Annotated in this window: 17 protein-coding genes; 11 read left to right on the top strand and 6 right to left on the bottom strand. The window is 56.6% G+C overall.

From position 1 onward, the window contains the following. Positions 1-180: 180 nt before the first annotated feature. From mgtA to WG29040_RS16665, 3 genes are all read left to right on the top strand, one after another. A complete protein-coding gene (gene mgtA / locus WG29040_RS16675; RefSeq protein WP_127196551.1) occupies positions 181-2,946 on the top strand; it encodes a magnesium-translocating P-type ATPase in 2,766 nt (921 codons plus the stop codon). Between the two features lie 204 nt (positions 2,947-3,150). Beyond that, entirely contained in the window at positions 3,151-3,480 is a 330-nt protein-coding gene (locus WG29040_RS16670) for a hypothetical protein (protein ID WP_127196550.1), read from the top strand. Positions 3,481-3,572: 92 nt separating this feature from the next. After that, positions 3,573-4,058 carry a GNAT family N-acetyltransferase gene (locus WG29040_RS16665; protein ID WP_003441508.1) on the top strand — a complete coding sequence of 162 codons (486 nt, stop codon included), beginning with the start codon at positions 3,573-3,575 and terminating at the stop codon, positions 4,056-4,058. A 73-nt stretch (positions 4,059-4,131) separates the two neighbouring features. Here WG29040_RS16665 and WG29040_RS16660 read toward each other — a convergent pair whose 3' ends face one another. Both WG29040_RS16660 and WG29040_RS16655 read right to left on the bottom strand, forming a co-directional pair. Beyond that, positions 4,132-5,874, bottom strand: coding sequence for a phosphoethanolamine transferase CptA (locus WG29040_RS16660; RefSeq protein ID WP_127196549.1), 1,743 nt, complete (start codon positions 5,872-5,874; stop codon positions 4,132-4,134). Between the two features lie 172 nt (positions 5,875-6,046). Continuing rightward, the gene (locus tag WG29040_RS16655) at positions 6,047-6,238 is read right to left on the bottom strand and encodes a DUF6026 family protein (protein ID WP_127196548.1); all 192 of its coding nucleotides are present in this window, start codon (positions 6,236-6,238) and stop codon (positions 6,047-6,049) included. 291 nt (positions 6,239-6,529) lie between these two features. Here WG29040_RS16655 and gnd point away from each other — a divergent pair, with 291 nt between their 5' ends. The 5 genes from gnd to nudC all read left to right on the top strand — a co-directional run bounded on the left by gnd (position 6,530) and on the right by nudC (position 11,610). After that, a complete protein-coding gene (gnd, locus tag WG29040_RS16650) occupies positions 6,530-7,510 on the top strand; it encodes a phosphogluconate dehydrogenase (NAD(+)-dependent, decarboxylating) (protein ID WP_003441516.1) in 981 nt (326 codons plus the stop codon). Next, positions 7,507-9,030: a glucose-6-phosphate dehydrogenase gene (gene zwf / locus WG29040_RS16645; RefSeq protein WP_003441519.1), complete on the top strand. Its 1,524-nt coding sequence runs from the start codon at positions 7,507-7,509 to the stop codon at positions 9,028-9,030. Before gnd ends, zwf begins: the two co-directional genes overlap by 4 nt. Further along, on the top strand, positions 9,027-9,839 hold the full coding sequence (locus WG29040_RS16640) for a Cof-type HAD-IIB family hydrolase (protein ID WP_037001458.1): 813 nt from the start codon (positions 9,027-9,029) through the stop codon (positions 9,837-9,839). Before zwf ends, WG29040_RS16640 begins: the two co-directional genes overlap by 4 nt. Before the next feature lie 99 nt (positions 9,840-9,938). After that, positions 9,939-10,751, top strand: a complete 813-nt coding sequence (locus WG29040_RS16635) for a crotonase/enoyl-CoA hydratase family protein (RefSeq protein WP_127196547.1) — start codon at positions 9,939-9,941, stop codon at positions 10,749-10,751. A 28-nt stretch (positions 10,752-10,779) separates the two neighbouring features. Continuing rightward, positions 10,780-11,610: an NAD(+) diphosphatase gene (gene nudC, locus WG29040_RS16630; RefSeq protein WP_003441530.1), complete on the top strand. Its 831-nt coding sequence runs from the start codon at positions 10,780-10,782 to the stop codon at positions 11,608-11,610. Here nudC and WG29040_RS16625 read toward each other — a convergent pair. Then, entirely contained in the window at positions 11,578-12,357 is a 780-nt protein-coding gene (locus WG29040_RS16625; RefSeq protein WP_003441533.1) for a TSUP family transporter, read from the bottom strand. The genes nudC and WG29040_RS16625 overlap by 33 nt on opposite strands. A gap of 242 nt (positions 12,358-12,599) precedes the next feature. On the opposite strand from WG29040_RS16625, the gene sfnG reads away from it, so the two are divergent. Further along, positions 12,600-13,700, top strand: coding sequence for a dimethylsulfone monooxygenase SfnG (gene sfnG, locus WG29040_RS16620; protein ID WP_165439792.1), 1,101 nt, complete (start codon positions 12,600-12,602; stop codon positions 13,698-13,700). Between the two features lie 44 nt (positions 13,701-13,744). Here the strand turns inward: sfnG and WG29040_RS16615 are convergent, their stop codons facing one another. Next, on the bottom strand, positions 13,745-14,824 hold the full coding sequence (locus WG29040_RS16615; RefSeq protein ID WP_003441537.1) for a sigma-54-dependent Fis family transcriptional regulator: 1,080 nt from the start codon (positions 14,822-14,824) through the stop codon (positions 13,745-13,747). 334 nt (positions 14,825-15,158) lie between these two features. On the opposite strand from WG29040_RS16615, the gene WG29040_RS16610 reads away from it, so the two are divergent. Continuing rightward, the gene (locus WG29040_RS16610) at positions 15,159-16,328 is read left to right on the top strand and encodes a cysteine desulfurase family protein (RefSeq protein WP_127196546.1); all 1,170 of its coding nucleotides are present in this window, start codon (positions 15,159-15,161) and stop codon (positions 16,326-16,328) included. A gap of 55 nt (positions 16,329-16,383) precedes the next feature. Further along, positions 16,384-18,204 (top strand): aminopeptidase P family protein, encoded by a 1,821-nt coding sequence (locus tag WG29040_RS16605; protein ID WP_127196545.1) that lies wholly within the window; start codon positions 16,384-16,386, stop codon positions 18,202-18,204. A gap of 56 nt (positions 18,205-18,260) precedes the next feature. Here the strand turns inward: WG29040_RS16605 and WG29040_RS16600 are convergent, their stop codons facing one another. Together WG29040_RS16600 and rhtA are read right to left on the bottom strand one after the other, a co-directional pair. Next, complete coding sequence (locus tag WG29040_RS16600; protein ID WP_081481296.1) at positions 18,261-18,542, bottom strand: hypothetical protein; 282 nt, start codon at positions 18,540-18,542, stop codon at positions 18,261-18,263. 161 nt (positions 18,543-18,703) lie between these two features. Continuing rightward, complete coding sequence (gene rhtA / locus WG29040_RS16595; RefSeq protein ID WP_010655800.1) at positions 18,704-19,591, bottom strand: threonine/homoserine exporter RhtA; 888 nt, start codon at positions 19,589-19,591, stop codon at positions 18,704-18,706. Positions 19,592-19,982: the final 391 nt, after the last annotated feature.

Here is a 19,982-nt window from a genome sequence, read left to right as displayed (position 1 = left end):
TATGGGCAATTTTTTTATCCCGGTGCGCCGGCGCCAACATCGGCCCAGGTTGCCGGGCTGTGTTCGATTGTTTGATTAAACGCGAGCATCCGGACTCAAACCATGAACGACGGTTCCAGATTAAGGCCGTCTGCGTAGTCACTCTCAAAGGGTGAGTGCAGACGGCGCAGGAGTAGCACGATGAAACTCACCCTCAAAGAATTCTTCGCCGGTTTTTTGCGCACTCGCCATATCGGCCGGCATTTCCGGCGTTTGGCCTTGCTTGATAGTTTGACCAACACCACGGTCAGCCGGGAAGTCCCGCCGACGCTGGCACAAACCCTGGTGGCTGCGGCCAACCGCGACAGCGCGGTATTGATCGACAGTCTGGGCACCCATACCGATGGCCTCAGCGAGGCCGAGGCCGAGGCGCTGCGCCAGCAACATGGGCTGAACGAGGTTGAACACGAGCAGCCACTCAGCCGCTGGGTGCACTTGTGGCATTGCTACAAGAACCCGTTCAACTTGTTGCTGACTTTGCTTGCCGCGGTCTCTCTGGCCACAGATGACATTCAGGCTGCGGTGGTGATTGGCACCATGGTGGTGTTGTCGACGTTGCTGCGTTTCTGGCAAGAAGCCAAGTCCAACAAAGCAGCGGACGCACTCAAGGCGATGGTGAGTAACACCGCCACGGTCATGCGGCGTGATTTCAATGCTGACACCACCCCGATGTTTGGCAAGTTCTCCGGCGTAACTCAGCAAATCAGAGGTGCGCAACGCATTGAGTTGCCGATCAAGCAATTGGTCCCGGGGGATTTGATTGTGTTGTCCGCGGGCGACATGATTCCGGCAGATTGCAGGGTGCTTAGCGCCAAAGACCTGTTTGTCAGCCAGGCGGCAATGACCGGTGAATCAATGCCGGTGGAGAAGTTTGCGCGGCAGTCCGACAGCCAGACCAGTAACCCGCTGGAACTGGACAATATTCTGTTCATGGGCACCAACGTGGTATCCGGCGCGGCCACGGCAGTGGTACTGACCACCGGCAACAACACTTACTTCGGCGCGCTGGCACAGCGGGTTGGCGCGACGGATCGGGGGCCGACGTCGTTTCAGACCGGGGTCAACAAAGTCAGCTGGTTGCTGATCCGCTTCATGTTTGTAATGGCGCCGCTGGTGCTGTTCATCAATGGCTTTACCAAGGGTGACTGGACCGAAGCCTTGCTGTTTGCCTTGTCGGTGGCAGTGGGCCTGACCCCGGAAATGCTGCCGATGATCGTGACCTCAACCCTGGCCAAAGGCGCAGTGTTTCTGTCACGTAAAAAAGTCATCGTCAAACGGCTGGACGCGATCCAGAACTTTGGTGCGATGGATGTACTGTGTACCGATAAAACCGGCACCTTGACCCAGGACAAAATCTTTCTCGCACGCCACGTCGATGTCTGGGGGCAAGAGTCGGATGACGTTCTGGAAATGGCCTATCTCAACAGCTACTACCAGACCGGACTGAAAAACCTGCTGGACGTGGCGGTGCTGGAGCATGTCGAGGTGCACCGCGAGTTGAATGTGGGCACAGCCTTTAACAAGGTCGATGAAATTCCTTTCGACTTCACACGGCGGCGGATGTCGGTTGTGGTGGCCGAGCAGGATCAGCCTCATCTGCTGATCTGCAAAGGCGCTGTCGAAGAAGTGCTGGCCGTTTGCAAAACCGTGCGCCATGGCGAACGGGAAGAAGCCCTGAGCGATGGGTTGCTGGCGCGTATTCGCCAGGTGACCGCGGCATTTAACGAAGAGGGTTTGCGGGTGGTGGCGGTTGCTGCACGGCCAATGACTGAGACGGGTCGTGACACTTACAGCCTGGCAGACGAGCAGGACCTGACGCTGATTGGTTATGTCGCTTTCCTTGACCCGCCAAAGGAGAGTACTGCGCCAGCACTCAAGGCGTTAGCCGAACACGGGGTCGCGGTAAAAGTTCTGACTGGCGATAACGAACTGGTCACTGCGAAGATTTGCCGTGAAGTGGGCCTGGAGCAGCAAGGGCTGTTGATGGGTAACGACATCGAACGCATGACCGACGCTGAACTGGCGGTGGCCGTCGAAACCAGCAACGTGTTTGCCAGGCTCACCCCCACTCACAAAGAGCGCATCGTGCGCTTGCTCAAAGCCAATGGTCACGTGGTTGGCTTTATGGGGGACGGGATCAACGACGCACCTGCGCTGCGTACCGCGGACATCGGAATTTCCGTGGACAGTGCGGTGGATATCGCCAAGGAAGCAGCGGACATCATTCTTCTGGAAAAAAGCCTGATGGTGCTGGAGGAGGGTGTACTGGAAGGGCGCCGGACCTTCGCCAACATGCTCAAATACATAAAAATGACCGCCAGCTCGAACTTCGGCAACGTGTTCTCGGTGTTGGTCGCCAGTGCGTTTATCCCGTTTTTGCCTATGTTGCCGATGCACCTGCTGGTCCAGAACCTGCTGTACGACGTGTCACAAATTGCTATCCCGTTCGATAACGTCGATGAAGAAATGCTTAAAAAGCCCCAGCGCTGGCAACCCGCCGAGGTAGGGCGTTTCATGCTGTTCTTTGGACCGATCAGCTCGATTTTCGACATCCTCACGTTCGGTTTGATGTGGTACGTGTTCAAAGCCAACTCACCTGAGCACCAGACTCTTTTCCAGTCGGGCTGGTTCGTGGTCGGGCTGCTGACTCAAACGCTGATCGTGCACATGATCCGGACGCCGAAAATTCCATTTCTGCAAAGCCGTGCAGCGATGCCGCTGATGGTCATGACAGGTGTGATCATGCTGGTAGGTATCTTCCTGCCAATGGGGCCGTTGGCTGGCTACTTCAAATTGCAGGCGTTGCCGCCGCTGTACTTTGTGTTCTTGCCAATGATTCTGCTGGCCTACATGGCGCTGACCCAAGCAGTGAAAGGTTTCTACATCCGCAAGTTCGGCTGGCAGTGAGGGCGTAGCCGGCAGTCTCGAACATGACACGGAGTGCCGCCTGGCGCTCCGGGGGGAGATGGCCCGAGGCTCGGCTGAGGAATCAATGACGTGACAAGCGGTGTCTTGAAATGTCCCGGAGCGCACCCATTTGCGCTTTGGTGCCAGTGGTAAAGCTGGCGTGTCCCGGTCTAACAGAATGCATTTGACGATGGTTCAGACATCATGCCCACCAAGTCATTGCGAATACTGATTGCCGATGCCGATTGGGCTCAGGCTTTAAAAATAGAAAAGTCGCTTAATGCTGCGGGGTATTTCCGAGTTGCCCCCTTGTATGACCTGCAGGCGTTAGTGAGCCTGTATGACGCTCAGGTCCATGATTTCGATTTACTGCTGCTCAGCCAGAAGATGGCAGATGTTGCGGCTGTGGATGCCGAGGCGTATCGCCAGGACAATCAACAGTTTCGCCATGTACTGATTTACCCGGACGCCGACTGCCTGGTGCCGCAAGTCGAGGTGCTGATGCAAACCCTGGATCCCTCTGGCCACACATGACGCGGGCACTTGTCTGTGGCGCTTCAGGCACGCTAAGGTCGGGTGTCATCAAAATCGGACACCAAGAACCCAGTCGTCAAGGAATCCAAGCAATGTCGGATGTCGTGGTAGTGCAAGCAAACTATACAAACCCGGTTCACGCCCAGGCTTTGAGAGACGTATTGAATCACTATGCCAAAGACCCTATGGGCGGCGGTGAGGCGTTGTCGCCCCAGGTGCTGGAGCAGTTGCCTGCAGAGCTGGCCAAGCGTCCCCATGCGTTCAGCGTGCTGGCGTTTGTCAATGGCGAGGCGGCGGGGCTGGTCAACTGTTTTGAAGGCTTCTCGACCTTTGCCGGCAAGCCTCTGGTCAACGTGCACGACGTGTCAGTGGTCGATACATTCCGCGGTCTGGGCCTGAGTCAGCAGATGCTGCTCAAGGTCGAGGAGATTGCCCGTGAACGTGATTGCTGCAAGATCACTCTCGAGGTGCTTGAGGGCAACCCGGTCGCTCAAGGTTCCTACAGGAAGTTCGGATTTAGCGAGGGCCAGCTCAACCCGGCCCACGGTCAGATGCTGTTCTGGAACAAATATCTCTAGAGGCACGGCGCTGTTTGGCAGGGCGGGGATCAACTGAAACTGAACGGGGAGCCATTGGCTCCCCGTTGCGTTTTTACTGTTTGGCCACATCGCTCGCGGCAGGGGCCTTGGGTTTGATCAGACTGAAGTCGATCAAGGCTTTTTGCGGGCGCGAGTACGGATCTCCGATCAATTGAGGTCGGGCGATAAATTGATCGCTCACCAGGCTCTTCTTGTCGTCCAGTTCGTCAGCGCTCAAACCGGCCAGGTCTGCCCAGGTATGGATGAACTGTGAACTGCTGTAAGGACGGCCAAGGTCGCTGGCGAAGTTCCATGCATGGCTCTCACGCCATTTTGGCGAAGCCCAGGCCATGAACGGAATGGTGTACATCGGCGCTGTGGGTTTGGCTTCGTTGCGGCCCAGCGTGCTGTGGCCAACCGAATCGAACACGTCTTCACCGTGATCGGACAGATACAGCAGGAAGCCGTTGGGGTCGGTCTTGGCAAAATCCTTGATCAGGCTCGACACCACAAAGTCGTTATACAAAACGGCATTGTCGTAGCTGTTGTAAGTCGGCACCTGATCATCGGTCAGGCCGGCAGGGACGCCGGTGCGATCGGTGAACTTGTCGAAGGTCGGCGGATAACGGTACTGATAGCTCATGTGCGTGCCGAGCAGATGAATCACGATCAGCTTGCGTGGTGCACTGTCGGCCAGGATCTTGTTGAAGGGTTCGAGCACGTCACCGTCATACTGGCGCGCGTTCTGGTTCCTGTTGTTATTGAGATAGACCTGCTGGTCTGCCTGCTCGGAGAACGTGGTGAGCATGGTGTTGCGCTTGGTCATGGTCTGCTGGTTGGTCACCCAGAAGGTTTTGTATCCGGCTTGCTTCATCACGCTGACCAGCGATGGGGTGCTGAGGTACAGGTCAGGGTTTTCTTCGTCAGCAAAGGTCAGGACTTGCTGCAGTGCTTCGATGGTGTAAGGACGCGGCGTCACGACGTTGTCGAAAATCGCCAGCTGGTCGCGCAATTTGTCGAGGTTGGGCGTGGTCTCGCGCGGGTAGCCATAGAGGCTCATGCGCTGGCGGTTGGTGGACTCGCCAATGACCAGCACCAGCGTGGTGGGCTTGCCGGCTTCATTGTCCTTGAGGTTGGTCAGGGGCGGAATTTTGCTGGCACTGGCGAGCATGCCCTGCATGTTGTCCAGTTGTTCCAGGTAACGGCGATACGCCACCGCCATCTGCCATGGCACTGCGGGCTCTACCCGGCTTTCAAAGCTTTCCATGGCAGCGGCCAGGGTGTCGTGCTTGATCGTTTGCTTGATGATCGGGTAACCGACAACTGCCAGAAGCAAAGCGATTGCTACTGTCCAGGCTTGTACGCGGGGCATGTATACCGGGCGCAAGCGGGTCCAGAGGAATACGGCGAAGGCGGTATGGGCAAGGAACGCCAGTACCATCCACCAGGCGAAGTACTGGGTCATGTATTCGCCGGCTTCAGAGATGTTCGACTCGAACATGATGAAGATGACGCTTTGCGAGAATTCTTGCTGATAGATGAAGAAGTAGCCGAGGCTGGCCATGGAGCACGCCCACAGCAAGACGCCAATGACGGCTGCCATTACACGGGTGTGCTTGGGAAACATGAGCATCGGCGCGAGCCAGATGGAACTCATTATGAAGGCCTGACGAAAGCCCGAAAACCCGGAGGTACCCGTCAGTTGGATCAGCAGTTGGGTAATGCCGGAGAAGTACCAGAAGAACAGAAATAGCCAGCCGAGTCCGGCCCAGTCGAAACCTTTCGCAGATGTGTTACTGCGTTTGAACATCCCCATACAGCGCTCCAGCTGATAACAACTTGAATCGTAGATGCCGTTTAGCCCGGCACAACAAGTGAGGGCCGCCTCAATATTGAGCAGCCACAAAGTGTTTCAGTATTGCTAACGGGATGTGAAAACTTTGTCACAGATGACGGCAGGCTTTGGCTCGCCGCTTGTATCGGCGTGATCAGTCGCTGTGGCGGGTGTGCTCGGCGCCGCCATTAAAAAGCTGGCCGGCCTGGGCGATTTGTAATTGCTGGCGCAATTGTGCGAGCTCCTGGCGCAACTGCACGCACTCGTCCTTGAGTTGACGCAGCTCGTCACGGCGAACTGTGACATAGAGGGTCTGGGCAGGTTGTGCGGACAATACGGTGGTCATGGTTCGCTTCGCCTCTGGCAACTTTAAATCGAGTATCCAAATTGCCCGTTGCAGGACTGGATCACTGTCGGGAGCGATTGTGATTTCTTTCTTGAATGATGTGAACTTTTAATTTTTTTTGCGGTCTTGGCGTGCTCGTTCGTCTTCTGAGTGTATTGAATCGCGAATCTGGGTGGCTGCTTGTGCGAAACTATGCAGCATGCGCTAGGACTAATCCTCAGCCGGGCACCTTAAGCAATGCTGCACTAAGGTGCTGTACACCTATTTATTTGTCGTTGGGAGCAACAGTACATGCAGTTGGGAATTATTGGATTGGGCCGTATGGGCGGGAATATCGCGCGGCGTCTGATGCTCAATGGGCATACAACCGTGGTTTTTGACCGCAATACCGACTTTGTCAGTGCCCTCGAGCAGGAAGGCGCCACAGGCGTCACCGACTTGCCGGCGCTGGTAGCTGGCCTTGCCAAGCCCCGTGCTGTCTGGGTGATGCTGCCGTCCGGTGCGCCGACCGAAGACACCATCGAGACCCTGAGCCAACTGCTCGACGCCGGTGACATCATCATCGACGGCGGCAACACCTTTTATAAAGATGACATCCGTCGTTCCCGGGCGCTGGCCGAAAAAGGCCTGCAGTACGTTGACGTCGGAACTTCGGGCGGCGTCTGGGGCCTGGAGCGCGGTTACTGCATGATGATTGGCGGCGACACTGAAGTCGTTAAACATCTGGACCCGCTGTTTGCCGCACTTGCACCGGGTATGGGCGATATTGCGCGCACCAAAGACCGTGTTTCTGAAGATGATCGCGCAGAGCGTGGTTATATCCATGCAGGCCCTGCGGGTGCCGGGCACTTCGTCAAGATGGTGCACAACGGTATTGAGTACGGCCTGATGCAGGCTTACGCCGAAGGCTTCAACCTGATGAAGATGAAGGGCGGTGAGAATCTGCCGGAAGATCAGCGTTTTGACCTGAACCTGGGTGATATCGCCGAAGTGTGGCGTCGTGGCAGTGTCGTGTCGTCCTGGTTGCTGGATCTGACCGCCGATGCCCTGGCCACCGACGCGCCGCTTGATGGCTACTCGGGCGCCGTGGCGGACAGCGGTGAAGGCCGCTGGACCATCGAAGCGGCCATGGAGCAGTCGACCCCGGTACCGGTATTGTCGAACGCCTTGTTTGCCCGCTATAGCTCACGCCAGCAAAGCCTGTATGGCGACAAATTGTTGTCGGCCATGCGCTTTGGTTTCGGCGGCCATGTGGAGACACCTAAGAAATGACCGATCAGTCCAGCAAATCCAACACCAAACCGGCACCGCCTACCACGCTGTTCCTGTTTGGGGCTCACGGTGATCTGGTCAAGCGCTTGCTGATGCCGGCGCTGTACAACTTGAGTCGCGATGGTTTGCTGGACGATGGTTTGCATATTGTGGGCGTCGACCACAATGCAATCAGTGATGAGGGCTTTGCCAAAAAGCTGGAGGACTTCATTCGCAATGAAGCCGCCAGCAAAGTGGATCATCCTGAGGGCCAGGGCTTGAATGCCCAATTGTGGGCTTCGCTGGCGAAGAACATCAGTTACGTGCAGGGCGATTTTCTGGATGACAGCACCTATGCCGCGCTGGAACAGAAGATCATCGCCAGTGGCACCGGTAACGCGGTGTTCTACCTGGCCACTGCCCCCCGCTTTTTCAGCGAAGTGGTGCAGCGGCTGGGTGCTGGCGGGTTGCTAAAAGAAACCCCGGAAGCTTTTCGCCGGGTAGTTATTGAAAAACCTTTTGGCTCAGACGTTGAAACGGCGCAGGCATTGAATGCCTGTCTGCTGACCGTCATGAGCGAGAAGCAGATCTACCGGATTGACCATTACCTGGGCAAGGAAACAGTCCAGAACATTCTGGTCAGCCGATTCTCCAACGGGCTTTTCGAATCCTTCTGGAACAATCATTACATCGACCATGTACAGATCACCGCGGCAGAAACCGTCGGGGTCGAGACACGTGGCAGTTTTTACGAGCACACCGGCGCACTGCGCGACATGCTGCCCAATCATTTGTTTCAACTGCTGGCGATGGTGGCAATGGAGCCCCCCGCAGCTTTTGGCGCCGATGCGGTGCGGGGTGAAAAGGCCAAGGTGATTGGAGCAATCCGCCCCTGGTCGAAGGAAGAAGCGCTGAAAAACTCGGTACGCGGGCAATACACCCAGGGTGAGTCCGGTGGCAAACCGGTCGTGGGGTATCGCGAAGAGAACAACGTGGCCCCTGACAGCAACACTGAAACCTTTGTCGCGCTCAAGGTCATGATCGATAACTGGCGCTGGGTCGGCGTGCCATTTTATCTGCGTACCGGCAAGCGCATGAGTGCCCGTGATACTGAAATCGCAATTTGCTTCAAGCCCGCGCCTTATGCGCAGTTCCGTGACACCGAAGTAGACCGGCTGCAGCCAAACTATTTGCGGATCCAGATTCAGCCCAACGAAGGCATGTGGTTTGACCTTCAGGCCAAGCGACCGGGGCCGGGGCTGAAAATGGCTAATATCGCCCTTGGATTTGCGTACAAAGACTTCTTCGAAATGCAGCCTTCCACCGGCTACGAGACATTGATCTACGACTGCCTGACGGGGGATCAGACCTTGTTTCAGCGCGCTGACAATATTGAAAACGGCTGGCGCGGTGTGCAGCCATTTCTCGATGCATGGCGTGAACACACGGACGTGCAGTCCTATCCGGCTGGACAGGATGGTCCCGAAGCAGCAAAACAACTGCTGGCACGCGATGGTCGCGCTTGGCTGAACATAGGATGAGTGACGTGAAGCAAGAGTCCATTGAGCTGGTGCTGAGTGACATGGATGGCACCCTGCTGTCGCCTGACCACAGCCTCAGTCCTCGCAACCTGGCTGCAGTGAAAAAGCTGCAGGCGGCGGGTGTTCATTTCACGCTGGCCTCCGGCAGACCGCCCAGAGCCATGCGCGAGATCAGCCAGCAACTGGGCATTGAATTGCCGGTCGCCGGGTTCAATGGCGGACTGCTGGTCAACGCCCAGGGCGAATACCTGCAGTCCCATCATGTGCACTATGAAGGGGTGCTAAAGACCCTGGCCCTGTTGGCGGAACACCCGGTTGAGGTCTGGCTGTTTGTCGATGAAGACTGGCTGGTACGTGATCCGTCCGGCGAAATGGTCGCTCACGAGCAGCACGGCCTCGGGTATGCGCCAAAGGTGGTTGAAAGCTATGAGCCTTATCTGCACAAGGTGCACAAGATCGTAGCCACCTGCAGCGATGCGCCATTATTGCTGGACCTTGAACAGCGTTTGCAACCGGTGTTGAGCGGGCTCGCGGTCGCCAGTCGCTCACAGGCCCGTTATCTGGATATCACCGCACTCAAAGCCAACAAAGGCGATGCGCTGGTGGCTCTGGCCGAGTTTCTGGATGTGCCGCTGGTGCGCACGGCGGCCATCGGCGATGGCGGCAATGATCCGGCGATGTTTCATCGGGCAGGGATTTCGATTGCCATGGGCCAGGCCCCGGAAGAAATACGCAAGCAGGCGATGTACGTGACGGGCAGCAACCTTGAAGACGGTGTCGCCCAGGCGATCGAGCGTTTTATTCTGTAGCCCGGTTTTTGGCGTAATAACGGCCTGCCTGAGGCCCGCAGTGCTTGTTATAGTCCGCGACTTATTGACCGGCACTGCGCCCCACAAAGGATTGAGCTTATGTCCGACTACCAGGCTTTCAAGGTTGAATTACAGGGCAGCATCGCCCACGTGCAGATCAATCGACCTGAGAAGGTCAATGCGATGAATGCGGCGTTCTGGAGCGAAATCGTCGAAATCTTTCAATGGATCGATGAAACCGATGCCGTCCGCGTAGTGGTACTCAGTGGGGCGGGCAAGCACTTTTCGGCCGGTATTGATCTGATGTTGCTGGCCTCTGTGGCCAATGAACTGGGCAAGGATGTAGGGCGTAACGCGCGTTTACTGCGGCGTAAAATTCTGCAGATGCAGGCCTCGTTCAATGCAGTCGATGGGTGCCGCAAGCCAGTTCTGGCAGCCATTCAGGGTTATTGCCTGGGGGGTGCCATTGACCTGATCGCCGCCTGCGACATGCGCTATGCAGCAGCAGATGCGCAGTTCTCGATCAAGGAAATCGACATGGGCATGGCTGCCGATGTCGGCACACTGCAACGTCTGCCCCGCATCATCGGCGATGGCATGCTGCGTGAAATGGCCTACACCGGGCGCATGGTGCTCGCTGACGAGGCGCGTACGATCGGCCTGGTCAATCGGGTCTACAGTGATCATCAGGCGTTGCTCGAAGGCGTTATGGCGATCGCGCAAGAGATCTCCAGCAAGTCGCCGATTGCCATTGGCGGGACCAAGCAGATGATCGGTTATATGCGTGATCACCGCGTAGATGACGGTCTGGAGTATGTCGCGACATGGAACGCGGCCATGCTCCAGTCAAGCGACTTGCGGTTGGCGATGACCGCACATATGACCAAGCAAAAGCCTGAATTTCTCGACTGACACTTTTAACCTGACCAAGGATCGTTTCATGACACCGCGTTGGACCACGGCAGTACTGGATGCAGACCTACCTGGCGGCCTGGCTGTGGTGCGCGGCCCCGACGGATTTCTGCTTGACGATAATGGCCCGCTGTTCCCCCGTGAATGGCTCAAGCGTCAGGACCTGCCGCTGCTGGCCGAGCATGGTATCGGGCATCTGGACGGCGAGCCGGTATATCTGCTGGAGCTGGAGCGTCCGGCGCAGGTTGAAGGCTGCCGCTGGCAGGGCTTGCGGGCTTTTATGCTGGAGGGCGATCACACCCTTTACAAGGTCCTGGGCTACGCCGCGCAAATAGGCACCTGGGCCACAGAGCATCGTTTCTGTGGCAGTTGCGGGCGGGCCATGACGCAGGTACCCGGGGAGCGTGCGATGTACTGCGCGCCCTGTAACCTGCGCAGTTATCCGCGTATTTCGCCGAGCATGATTGTATTGATTACCCGGGGCGATGAGGTGCTGCTGGCGCGTTCGCCGCGCTTTGTGCCGGGGGTATATAGCACGCTGGCGGGATTCGCCGAGCCGGGGGAGTCGGCGGAAGATTGCCTGATTCGCGAGGTGCGTGAAGAAGTGCAGCTGGAGGTTACGAATATCCAGTACATGGGCAGTCAGTGCTGGCCATTTCCGCATTCGATGATGCTGGGTTTTCATGCGGAATATGCAGGGGGCGATATCGTGCCCCAGGCGGACGAGATAGAAGATGCACAGTGGTTCAATGTGCATCATTTGCCGCCGCTGCCAGCATCGCGCTCGATTGCGCGCTATCTCATCGACCTGTATGTGGCGCGGCGCTTAGGCCTGGCCGAACCAGTGTTGCCAGGCTAGGCGTACAGTCAGTCCCAGGACCACGGTGATAAACACCGGGCGAATGAATTTGGCCCCGCCGCTGATCGCGCTGCGGGCGCCAAAGAAAGCACCGACCATTACGGCAAAGCCCATGGTCAGGCCGATAACCCAGTCCACATGCCCTGAAAAAACAAATACCGACAGCGCCGCAATGTTGCTGACGAAGTTCATGCTGCGGGCCACGCCGCTGGCTTTCACCAGGTCGATGGGATACATCAGCATGCTGCTGACGGTCCAGAAGGCGCCTGTTCCGGGGCCGGCTACGCCGTCATAGAAGCCCAGACCCAGGCCTTGTGGCAGCTGCCATTTCTTTTTGATCGGTGCATCGTTGTCGATCGGGGTTTTGGGTGTGCCACCGAACAACAGATACAGGCCACAGCCAAAAACAATCACCGGCAGCATCTTGTTCAGCCACTCGGCGGGCATGTAATGGGCCACGATGGCACCGATCAGTGCGCCTGCCAAAGTCCCGAAAATAGCCAGCTTCCACTCTCTGGGATGGAATAGTTTGCGTCGATAGAACGTAAAGCTGGCAGTGGCTGAGCCGAACGTCGAACTGAGTTTGTTAGTGCCCAGTACCAGGTGCGGGGGCAAGCCTGCAGTGAGCAAGGCCGGGGTGGTGAGCAGGCCACCGCCACCGGCAATGGCATCGATAAAGCCGGCCACAAAGGCCACTGCGGCCAGAATGGCGAGGGTGGTCAAATCTACGCTGAGTTCAAAAGGCATGGGATCGACTTAATTCGGCGGGGCGTACGGCGCACAAGCGCGGGAAGGGCGTCATCTTACCGATAACGGTCGACAGCGGCGATAGACCTTTTGCGCTCGAAAAGTGTTGTCGGGCCAACAGTCATTCAACAAATAAGCGCCAGACAGACAGCTCGCGCCGGTTTCCTGTGGTGGTAAGAGCGGTTTAGACCTGTTGGCATAGATGCTGCTCTGTGGTTAGGACATTTCCTAACGCCGAGATCATGCCAATGAGTCAGCAAGCCATAAAATTTGCCTACTGGGTGCCTAACGTCAGCGGTGGTCTGGTGGTCAGCAAGATTGAGCAACGTACCGATTGGGGGATCGATTACAACCGCAAACTGGCGCGCCTGGCGGAGGCGGCAGGTTTTGAATATGCCCTGACCCAGATCCGTTTCACTGCGGGTTACGGCGCAGAATTTCAGCACGAGTCGGTAGCGTTCAGCCACGCGCTATTGGCTGCTACCACCCACTTGAAAGTCATCGCTGCGATCCTGCCGGGGCCCTGGAAGCCTGCGCTGGCAGCCAAGCAACTGGCCACCATTGATCAGCTGACGGAGGGCCGGATTGCGGTCAATATTGTCAGTGGCTGGTTCAAGGGTGAATTCAATGCCATCGGTGAGCACTGGCTGGAGCATGACGAGCGCTACCGCCGCTCGGAGGAGTTCATTCGTGTCCTCAAGGGGATCTGGACCCAGGATAACTTCACCTTCAAAGGGGATTTCTACCGGGTCAACAATTACACCCTCAAGCCCAAGCCGCTGGGTTTGCCGCATCCGGAAATATTTCAGGGTGGCAGTTCGCGTGCTGCGCGGGATATGGCAGCCAGCGTATCGGACTGGTACTTCACCAATGGCAACACCCCGGAAGGGATCAAGGCACAGATCGACGACATTCGTGTCAAGGCGGCTGCCAACCAGCGCTCGGTGAAGGTCGGGGTGAATGCTTTTGTCATTGCCCGTGACACGGAGCAAGAGGCGCGGGCGGTGTTGCAGGAAATCATCGAAAATGCCGACGTTGAGGCGGTCCATGCCTTTGGTGACGCAGCGAAACAGGCGGGCAAGTCTTCAGTTGAGGGAGAAGGTAACTGGGCCAAGTCAACCTTTGAGGATCTGGTGCAGTACAACGATGGTTTTAAAACCAATTTGATTGGCACGCCGCTGCAGATCGCACAGCGGATCGTGGCGCTCAAGGCCTTGGGCGTGGATCTGGTGCTGGCGGGGTTTCTGCATTTTCAGGAAGAGGTGGAGTATTTCGGACGTCGGGTGCTGCCTCTGGTAAGAGAGCTGGAAGCGCGCCGGCTTGAGGAGTTAACCCCGGCTTGAGGGAAAGCCCGGCAGCAATGCCGGGTTGCTGCCGAGGTGTCCACTCACAACGCCGTTTGTGCATCAAGCCTTCGTGTGTTTACGGCCAGAGCCCCGAGTTTGATCAGACGAGTACGGGTGACATTGCGGCTCAAGCCCAGCAGTTTGGCAGTATGTACCTGGTTGTGATGGCAGAACTCGTAAGCCGCGCGCAACAGGCTGTCCTCTACGGTTTCGTGCAGGGCGCCAGGTTCTTCTTCGAACAGCTTTTGAAATGCACGCTGTAACAAGTGGTCAGTGGTGGTGGATGGTTGTGGCGCAGCAGGCTCCAGGCGTTTGCTGCGTGACTGCGACAGGCGCAAGTCCCGGGCGGTGATGGTCTGATTGCTGCACAGGAGCAAGCTGTGGTGCACGACGTTTTCAAGCTCGCGAATATTGCCCTGCCAGGGGTGATCCATAAGCACCTGTTCAGCGCATGTACTTAATGCTGTAGGGCCGTGTTGCAGTCGTTGCCGGTAGGTTTGAAGGAAATGCCTTGCCAGCGGCAGGATGTCGCCCTGGCGCTCGCGCAAGGGCTGCAGAACAAGGCTGACCACGTTCAGCCGGTAATACAGATCTTCGCGAAAGTGACCGGCATCGATAGCCTGCTCCAGATTCACATTAGTTGCCGCCAGCACGCGAACATTGATCGGCGTGCTTTTGCGCGACCCAAGCCGCACCACCTCTTGCTCTTGCAGCACACGTAACAGTTTCACTTGAATGGGCAATGGTAAATCGCCGATTTCGTCCAGAAACAACGTGCCGCCGTCAGCCTCTTCAAACCAGCCGGCCTTAGCCCCGAGTGCACCGGTGAATGCCCCTTTCTCATGGCCGAACAGCTCGGCTTCGACCAGTGATTCGGAGAAGGCTCCGCAGTTTACCGCCACAAACGGTTGTTGATGGCGGTGGCTGAGCTGGTGAATATGGCGGGCGACAATCTCTTTGCCGGTGCCGGTTTCTCCGATGATCAACACACTGGCATCACTGGGGGCTATTTGTTGCAGATGCGCGAGCAACGCCTTGGAGGCAGGGTCTGCAAAAACCTGGGCTGTGGCCCGTATGGAGGTCGCGAGTGCCGGAGTGGCAGGCAGTGTCAAAAGCTGCATGTACAGCTCCTTTTATCGGGGGAGGGCTATACCCACAAAAGGAAAGCCGAAGGCTGCTTTATAAAGAGCTTTTGTTATTCCGTAAACTAACGTAATTCCATATTTATATATCCTTATGGCATATCAGACTTGCACAGGCAGGTACTTTTAGCGCTTTATAGAGCTATGGTTTTCTGATCTCGTGAATTTTGGAAGGCTCCTACGACATTTGTTGAAGCGGCTTCTTTTGTCACCCAGGTTAATCGGGTATTTCTAATGGCCACGTTTTCAAGGTGGCTTCACTCTTCTGATATCAAGCACTGCCTGATTCCGGAACGCTCAGTAGGTTTGCACAATGAACAAAAGACCTCTTTATTTCGATTACGCTGCCACCACGCCCGTGGACGCTCGTGTCATTCAGGTGATGGTCGATTGTCTTGGCTTTGAAGGAAACTTTGGCAACCCGGCCTCGGGCTCACATGTTTTCGGTCAGCAGGCCCGAGGCTCGGTGGAGCTGGCTCGCGAACAGGTTGCACAGCTGATCAATGCCAGGGCCGAGCACATTATCTGGACCTCGGGTGCTACCGAGTCCAATAACCTTGCGTTGAAGGGTGTGGCACTGGCCAGCGGCAAGGCGCGCGGGCACATCATCACCAGTCAGATTGAACACAAGGCGGTGCTGGACACGGCCCGGTTCCTCGAAGAGTCAGGATTTGATGTGACGTATCTGGCGCCCGACAGCCATGGGCTTGTGAGCGCGCAGCAAGTCAGCGATGCGTTGCGAGAGGACACTCTGCTGGTGTCGCTGATGCTGGTGAACAATGAGCTCGGGACAGTGAATGACATCTCGGGTATTGGTTTACGGGTTCGCGAACACGGTGCGTTGTTTCATGTTGATGCCGCCCAGGGCGCTGGCAAGGTAGCCATCGACCTGGAGGCGTGGGCCGTGGATCTGATGTCGTTTTCGGGGCACAAGGTTTACGGGCCCAAGGGGATTGGCGCCCTGTATGTGGGGACACGGGCACAGGATCGTTTGCAGGCCCAGATCCATGGTGGCGGTCATGAGTCGGGGCTGCGCTCCGGAACCCTGGCCACTCACCAGATAGCCGGCATGGGGGCTGCTTTTGCCCTGGCCAGCGAATCATTTGCCCAGGAGCTGGCGCATATCGGCGCTCTGCGTCAGCGGTTGCTGGAGCAGTTGGCCGATGTGCCGGGGGTGCAATGCAATGGCTGTCCAACGCAACGAATTCCCCATACCTTGAGCCTGACCTTCAGCGAAGGGCATTTCAACAGTTCGGCATTGAGCGCTGTGCTGGCGTATTCGGCTACTTCGGCATGTAACTCGGCCAGTAAAACCCCGTCCCATGTGTTGCTCGCGTTGGGCCATGATGCTGAAAAAGCCGGTCGAACCATTCGATTGAGTCTCGGGCGCTTTACCCGCGAGCAGGATATTGATGTCGCAGTAAATGCGATTAAAGCAGCCGTTACCGCGCCTGCACCTTTCTGGGCGGTTGCCCAGTCTTAGCCGCTGATTCATTATCCGGAGGGAATAATATTAGTAGTGACTAGCAGGAGGCGGAATGAGTACTCAGTCGTTGAATCCGGGATTGGTAGTGCAGCGTTTGGCGCGCGCCAGAGCCTTGATGAGCCAGAACGGAATACAGGCACTGTTGGTACCCTCGGCCGACCCCCATCTTTCAGAATACTTGCCCGCCTATTGGCAGGGCCGGCAATGGTTGTCGGGTTTTCACGGTTCAGTCGGCACTTTGATTGTGACCCCGACCTTTGCCGGTCTTTGGGCTGACAGCCGTTACTGGGAGCAGGCAGCCAAAGAGCTTGCCGGTAGTACCATCGAACTGGTCAAGCTGATGCCAGGTCAACCGGGGCCACTGGAGTGGCTGGCCGAACAGGCACCTGAAGGTGCTGTGGTAGCGGTTGATGGGGCGGTGCTGGCACTGGCCTCTGCACGAACACTGGAAAGCAAACTCAAAGAGCGCGGTGCCGTTTTACGCACAGATATCGATCTGCTGGGGCTGGTCTGGGAGGATCGTCCTGCGCTGCCGGTCCAGGCGGTGTATGAGCATCTACCGCCACAAGCAACAGTCAGTCGCGTGGACAAACTGGCACAGTTGCGTAACTCACTGGTGCAGCGCAAGGCCGATGCGCATTTCATAGCAACCCTCGATGACATTGCATGGTTATTTAACCTGCGTGGCTCGGATGTTTCTTTCAACCCGGTATTTGTTTCGTTTGCATTGATCGACTCGGCGCAAGCCACCTTGTTTGTGGACCTGAACAAGGTCAGTCCCGCCCTGCAAGAGACACTTGGGCGTGATGGTATTGAGTTGCGCGAGTACGTTGAAATCAATGACGCGCTGGCAGCATTGTCAGTATCGACCCGGTTACTGGTGGATCCGGCGCGTGTGACCTGCGGCTTGCTCAGCCATCTGCACCCTGACGTGACGCTGGTGGAAGGGCTGAACCCGACTACCCTGGCCAAGTCGCAGAAGAGTCTGGACGACGCGTTTCATATCCGTCTGGCCATGGAGCAGGATGGTGCTGCTCTTTGTGAATTTTTTGCCTGGCTGGAAACTGCTCTGGGGCGTGAACGCATCACTGAATTGACCATTGATGAGCAGTTGACCGCTGCCCGTGCGCGTCGCCCGGGGTACGTGTCGCTGAGCTTCAACACTATCGCTGCCTTTAATGCCAATGGCGCAATGCCGCACTATCACGCGACTGAGCAAGAACATGCCGTGATTGAAGGGGATGGCCTGCTGTTAATAGATTCTGGCGGTCAATACCTGGGCGGAACCACTGACATTACCCGGATGGTACCGATTGGCACCTTGAGCGCGGAGCAAAAGCGCGATTGCACCCGTGTCCTTAAAGGCGTGATTGCCTTGTCCAGGGCCCAGTTTCCAAAAGGTATCTTGTCGCCCTTGCTGGACTCGATTGCCAGAGCTCCGATTTGGGCTGAAAGCGTGGATTACGGGCACGGAACCGGGCATGGCGTGGGCTACTTCCTGAATGTGCATGAGGGGCCTCAGGTCATTGCCTATCAGGCCGCGCCGGCACCCCATACAGCAATGCAGCCGGGAATGATTACCTCCATTGAACCCGGGACATATCGTCCGGGGCGCTGGGGTGTGCGCATTGAAAACCTGGTATTGAATCGCGAGGCGGGCGCCTCGGAGTTCGGTTCGTTTCTCAAGTTTGAAACATTGACCCTGTGCCCGATCGATAGCCGTTGCCTGGAACCCGGCCTGCTCACCCGTGAAGAGCTGGAGTGGTTCGATGCTTATCATGCACAGGTGCGTGAACGCTTGAGCCCGCTGCTTGAAGGGGCTGCGCTGGAGTGGCTGCTGGCGCGAACGGTGCCTCTTTCGAAAGTTGCCTGAGGCAGTTCTGAAGCGCGGCCAGCTTGCTCAGCTGCGCTTCAGAATGTTCAAGGCAGTCACTTGCAGAGCACAATCATGCTTCGGCTGGTGTATCCGGCAGGATTCAAGCCGAAAGGATAATCCCCTGGCTCCTGTGCGGTATCTCCAGATTTGGCAATCACTCTGTAGCCCTTGTCCCCGCAAGATTTGACGGCTTGGGCGTAGCACTTGTCCCACGAAGAGGATAAGCCGGAGCAGTTGATATGCAGGCCTCGTTTGCCATGCTTTACAGCTGGCTGGGAGGTTGCGGCGCAGCCGGCAACAGCAAGCACGGCTAAAACGGCCAAAATTCGTTTCATTCCTGTCCTTAAGCGTTTGCGTCGGGTTCACGGAGTGCGGGTGTGGATCAATCCTCTATCGTTGGCGTTTGAGGAAGTCCTTATCCGCGCCAAGCAACATTCATAACGAACAAACATCCCTTAAATGAGAGTCAATTACCAGACTTCTGTCAAATAGACGACTAATTGTCAGTCAATACAGGTTTCGAGTGGTTGCGCATCGTCAAGGTGGCTCCGACCGAAGCCATGATAATGCAAGAGATTGCCATCCATTGGCTAAAGGACAGGACCTCATTCAGAAACAACAGACCTGACAGTGCACCGAAGGCGGGTTCAATACTCATGAGAGTGCCAAATGTACGCGTGGGCATGCGTGTCAAAGCAATCATCTCAAGAGTGTAGGGGAGGGCGGTGGACAATATTGCGACGCCAATGGCGATGGGGATCAAGCTTGGGGTCAGCAAGGCGGCACCGGCATGGACAATCCCGATGGGGGCAATGAACAGCGCCGCGATCATTACGCCTAAAGCTGCTGTTTGCACGCCGTTGTCAGCGCCGGCCTTTTGCCCGTATAGAATGTATAGCGCCCAGCAGACTCCGGCGCCCAGTGCATAGCCGGTGCCGACAGGGTCGAGGCCCTGAGTGCTTTCGCCGGTGGGGATAAGCAGTAGAAGTCCGATGATCGCCAGACCAATCCAGGCAAAGTCGATGGGCCTGCGCGAGGAATAAATAGCGACAGCCAGTGGTCCTGTGAACTCGAGCGCCACAGCAATCCCCAGTGGAACCGTACGCAGTGACATATAGAAGAGGAAGTTCATGCCCCCCAGCGCTATCCCGTAAACGATCACGGTTTTTAAGGATCTGGCGGTGAGCTTGGCTCTCCAGGGTCGCAGGATCAACAGCATGATAATGCTGGCGAACAGCAATCGCAGGGTTGTAGTGCCTTGGGCGCCTATTATGGGGAACATGCTTTTAGCCAGCGAAGCACCCGATTGTATCGAGGCCATGGCAATAAGCAGCAAGCCGACGGGGAATAGGGTCGATGCAAGGCTTTGGGTGAGCTTGGTCATTACGTGGTGGGCCCGGGCTATAGGTGTCAGAAGCAGCGCATCATGCTTAAATAAGGCCCGATGTGCAATATAGTGCGCAAATCAGGGCTTTTCATTGTCTATTAAGGTGCTTTGTTTAATAGTCGCAACGAATGCTTGACTCAGAATTCCAACGGCCTATAATTCGCCCACTTCCGGCGCAGTCGAAACGGAAAACTCCTTGAGTTTCAATGAGTTGGATGGTTCTTCGGCAGTGTCAGCTTCAAGTCATCGAAGCAGGAAATGAGGTGTTGACAGCAGCGTGTAACGCTGTAGAATTCGCCTCCCGCTAACGAGAGATCGAAAGCGCAAGTGGTTGATGTTACAAAGGAAACTTTGAAAACATCTGAAAATAACCGCTTGACAGCAACAG

The organism is Pseudomonas sp. PAMC 29040, assembly GCF_003994535.1.
GTDB classification, from domain to species: domain Bacteria; phylum Pseudomonadota; class Gammaproteobacteria; order Pseudomonadales; family Pseudomonadaceae; genus Aquipseudomonas; species Aquipseudomonas paraversuta.
The sequence above is the reverse complement of the archived record's forward strand: the minus strand, read 5'-3'. Positions and strand labels throughout refer to the sequence as shown.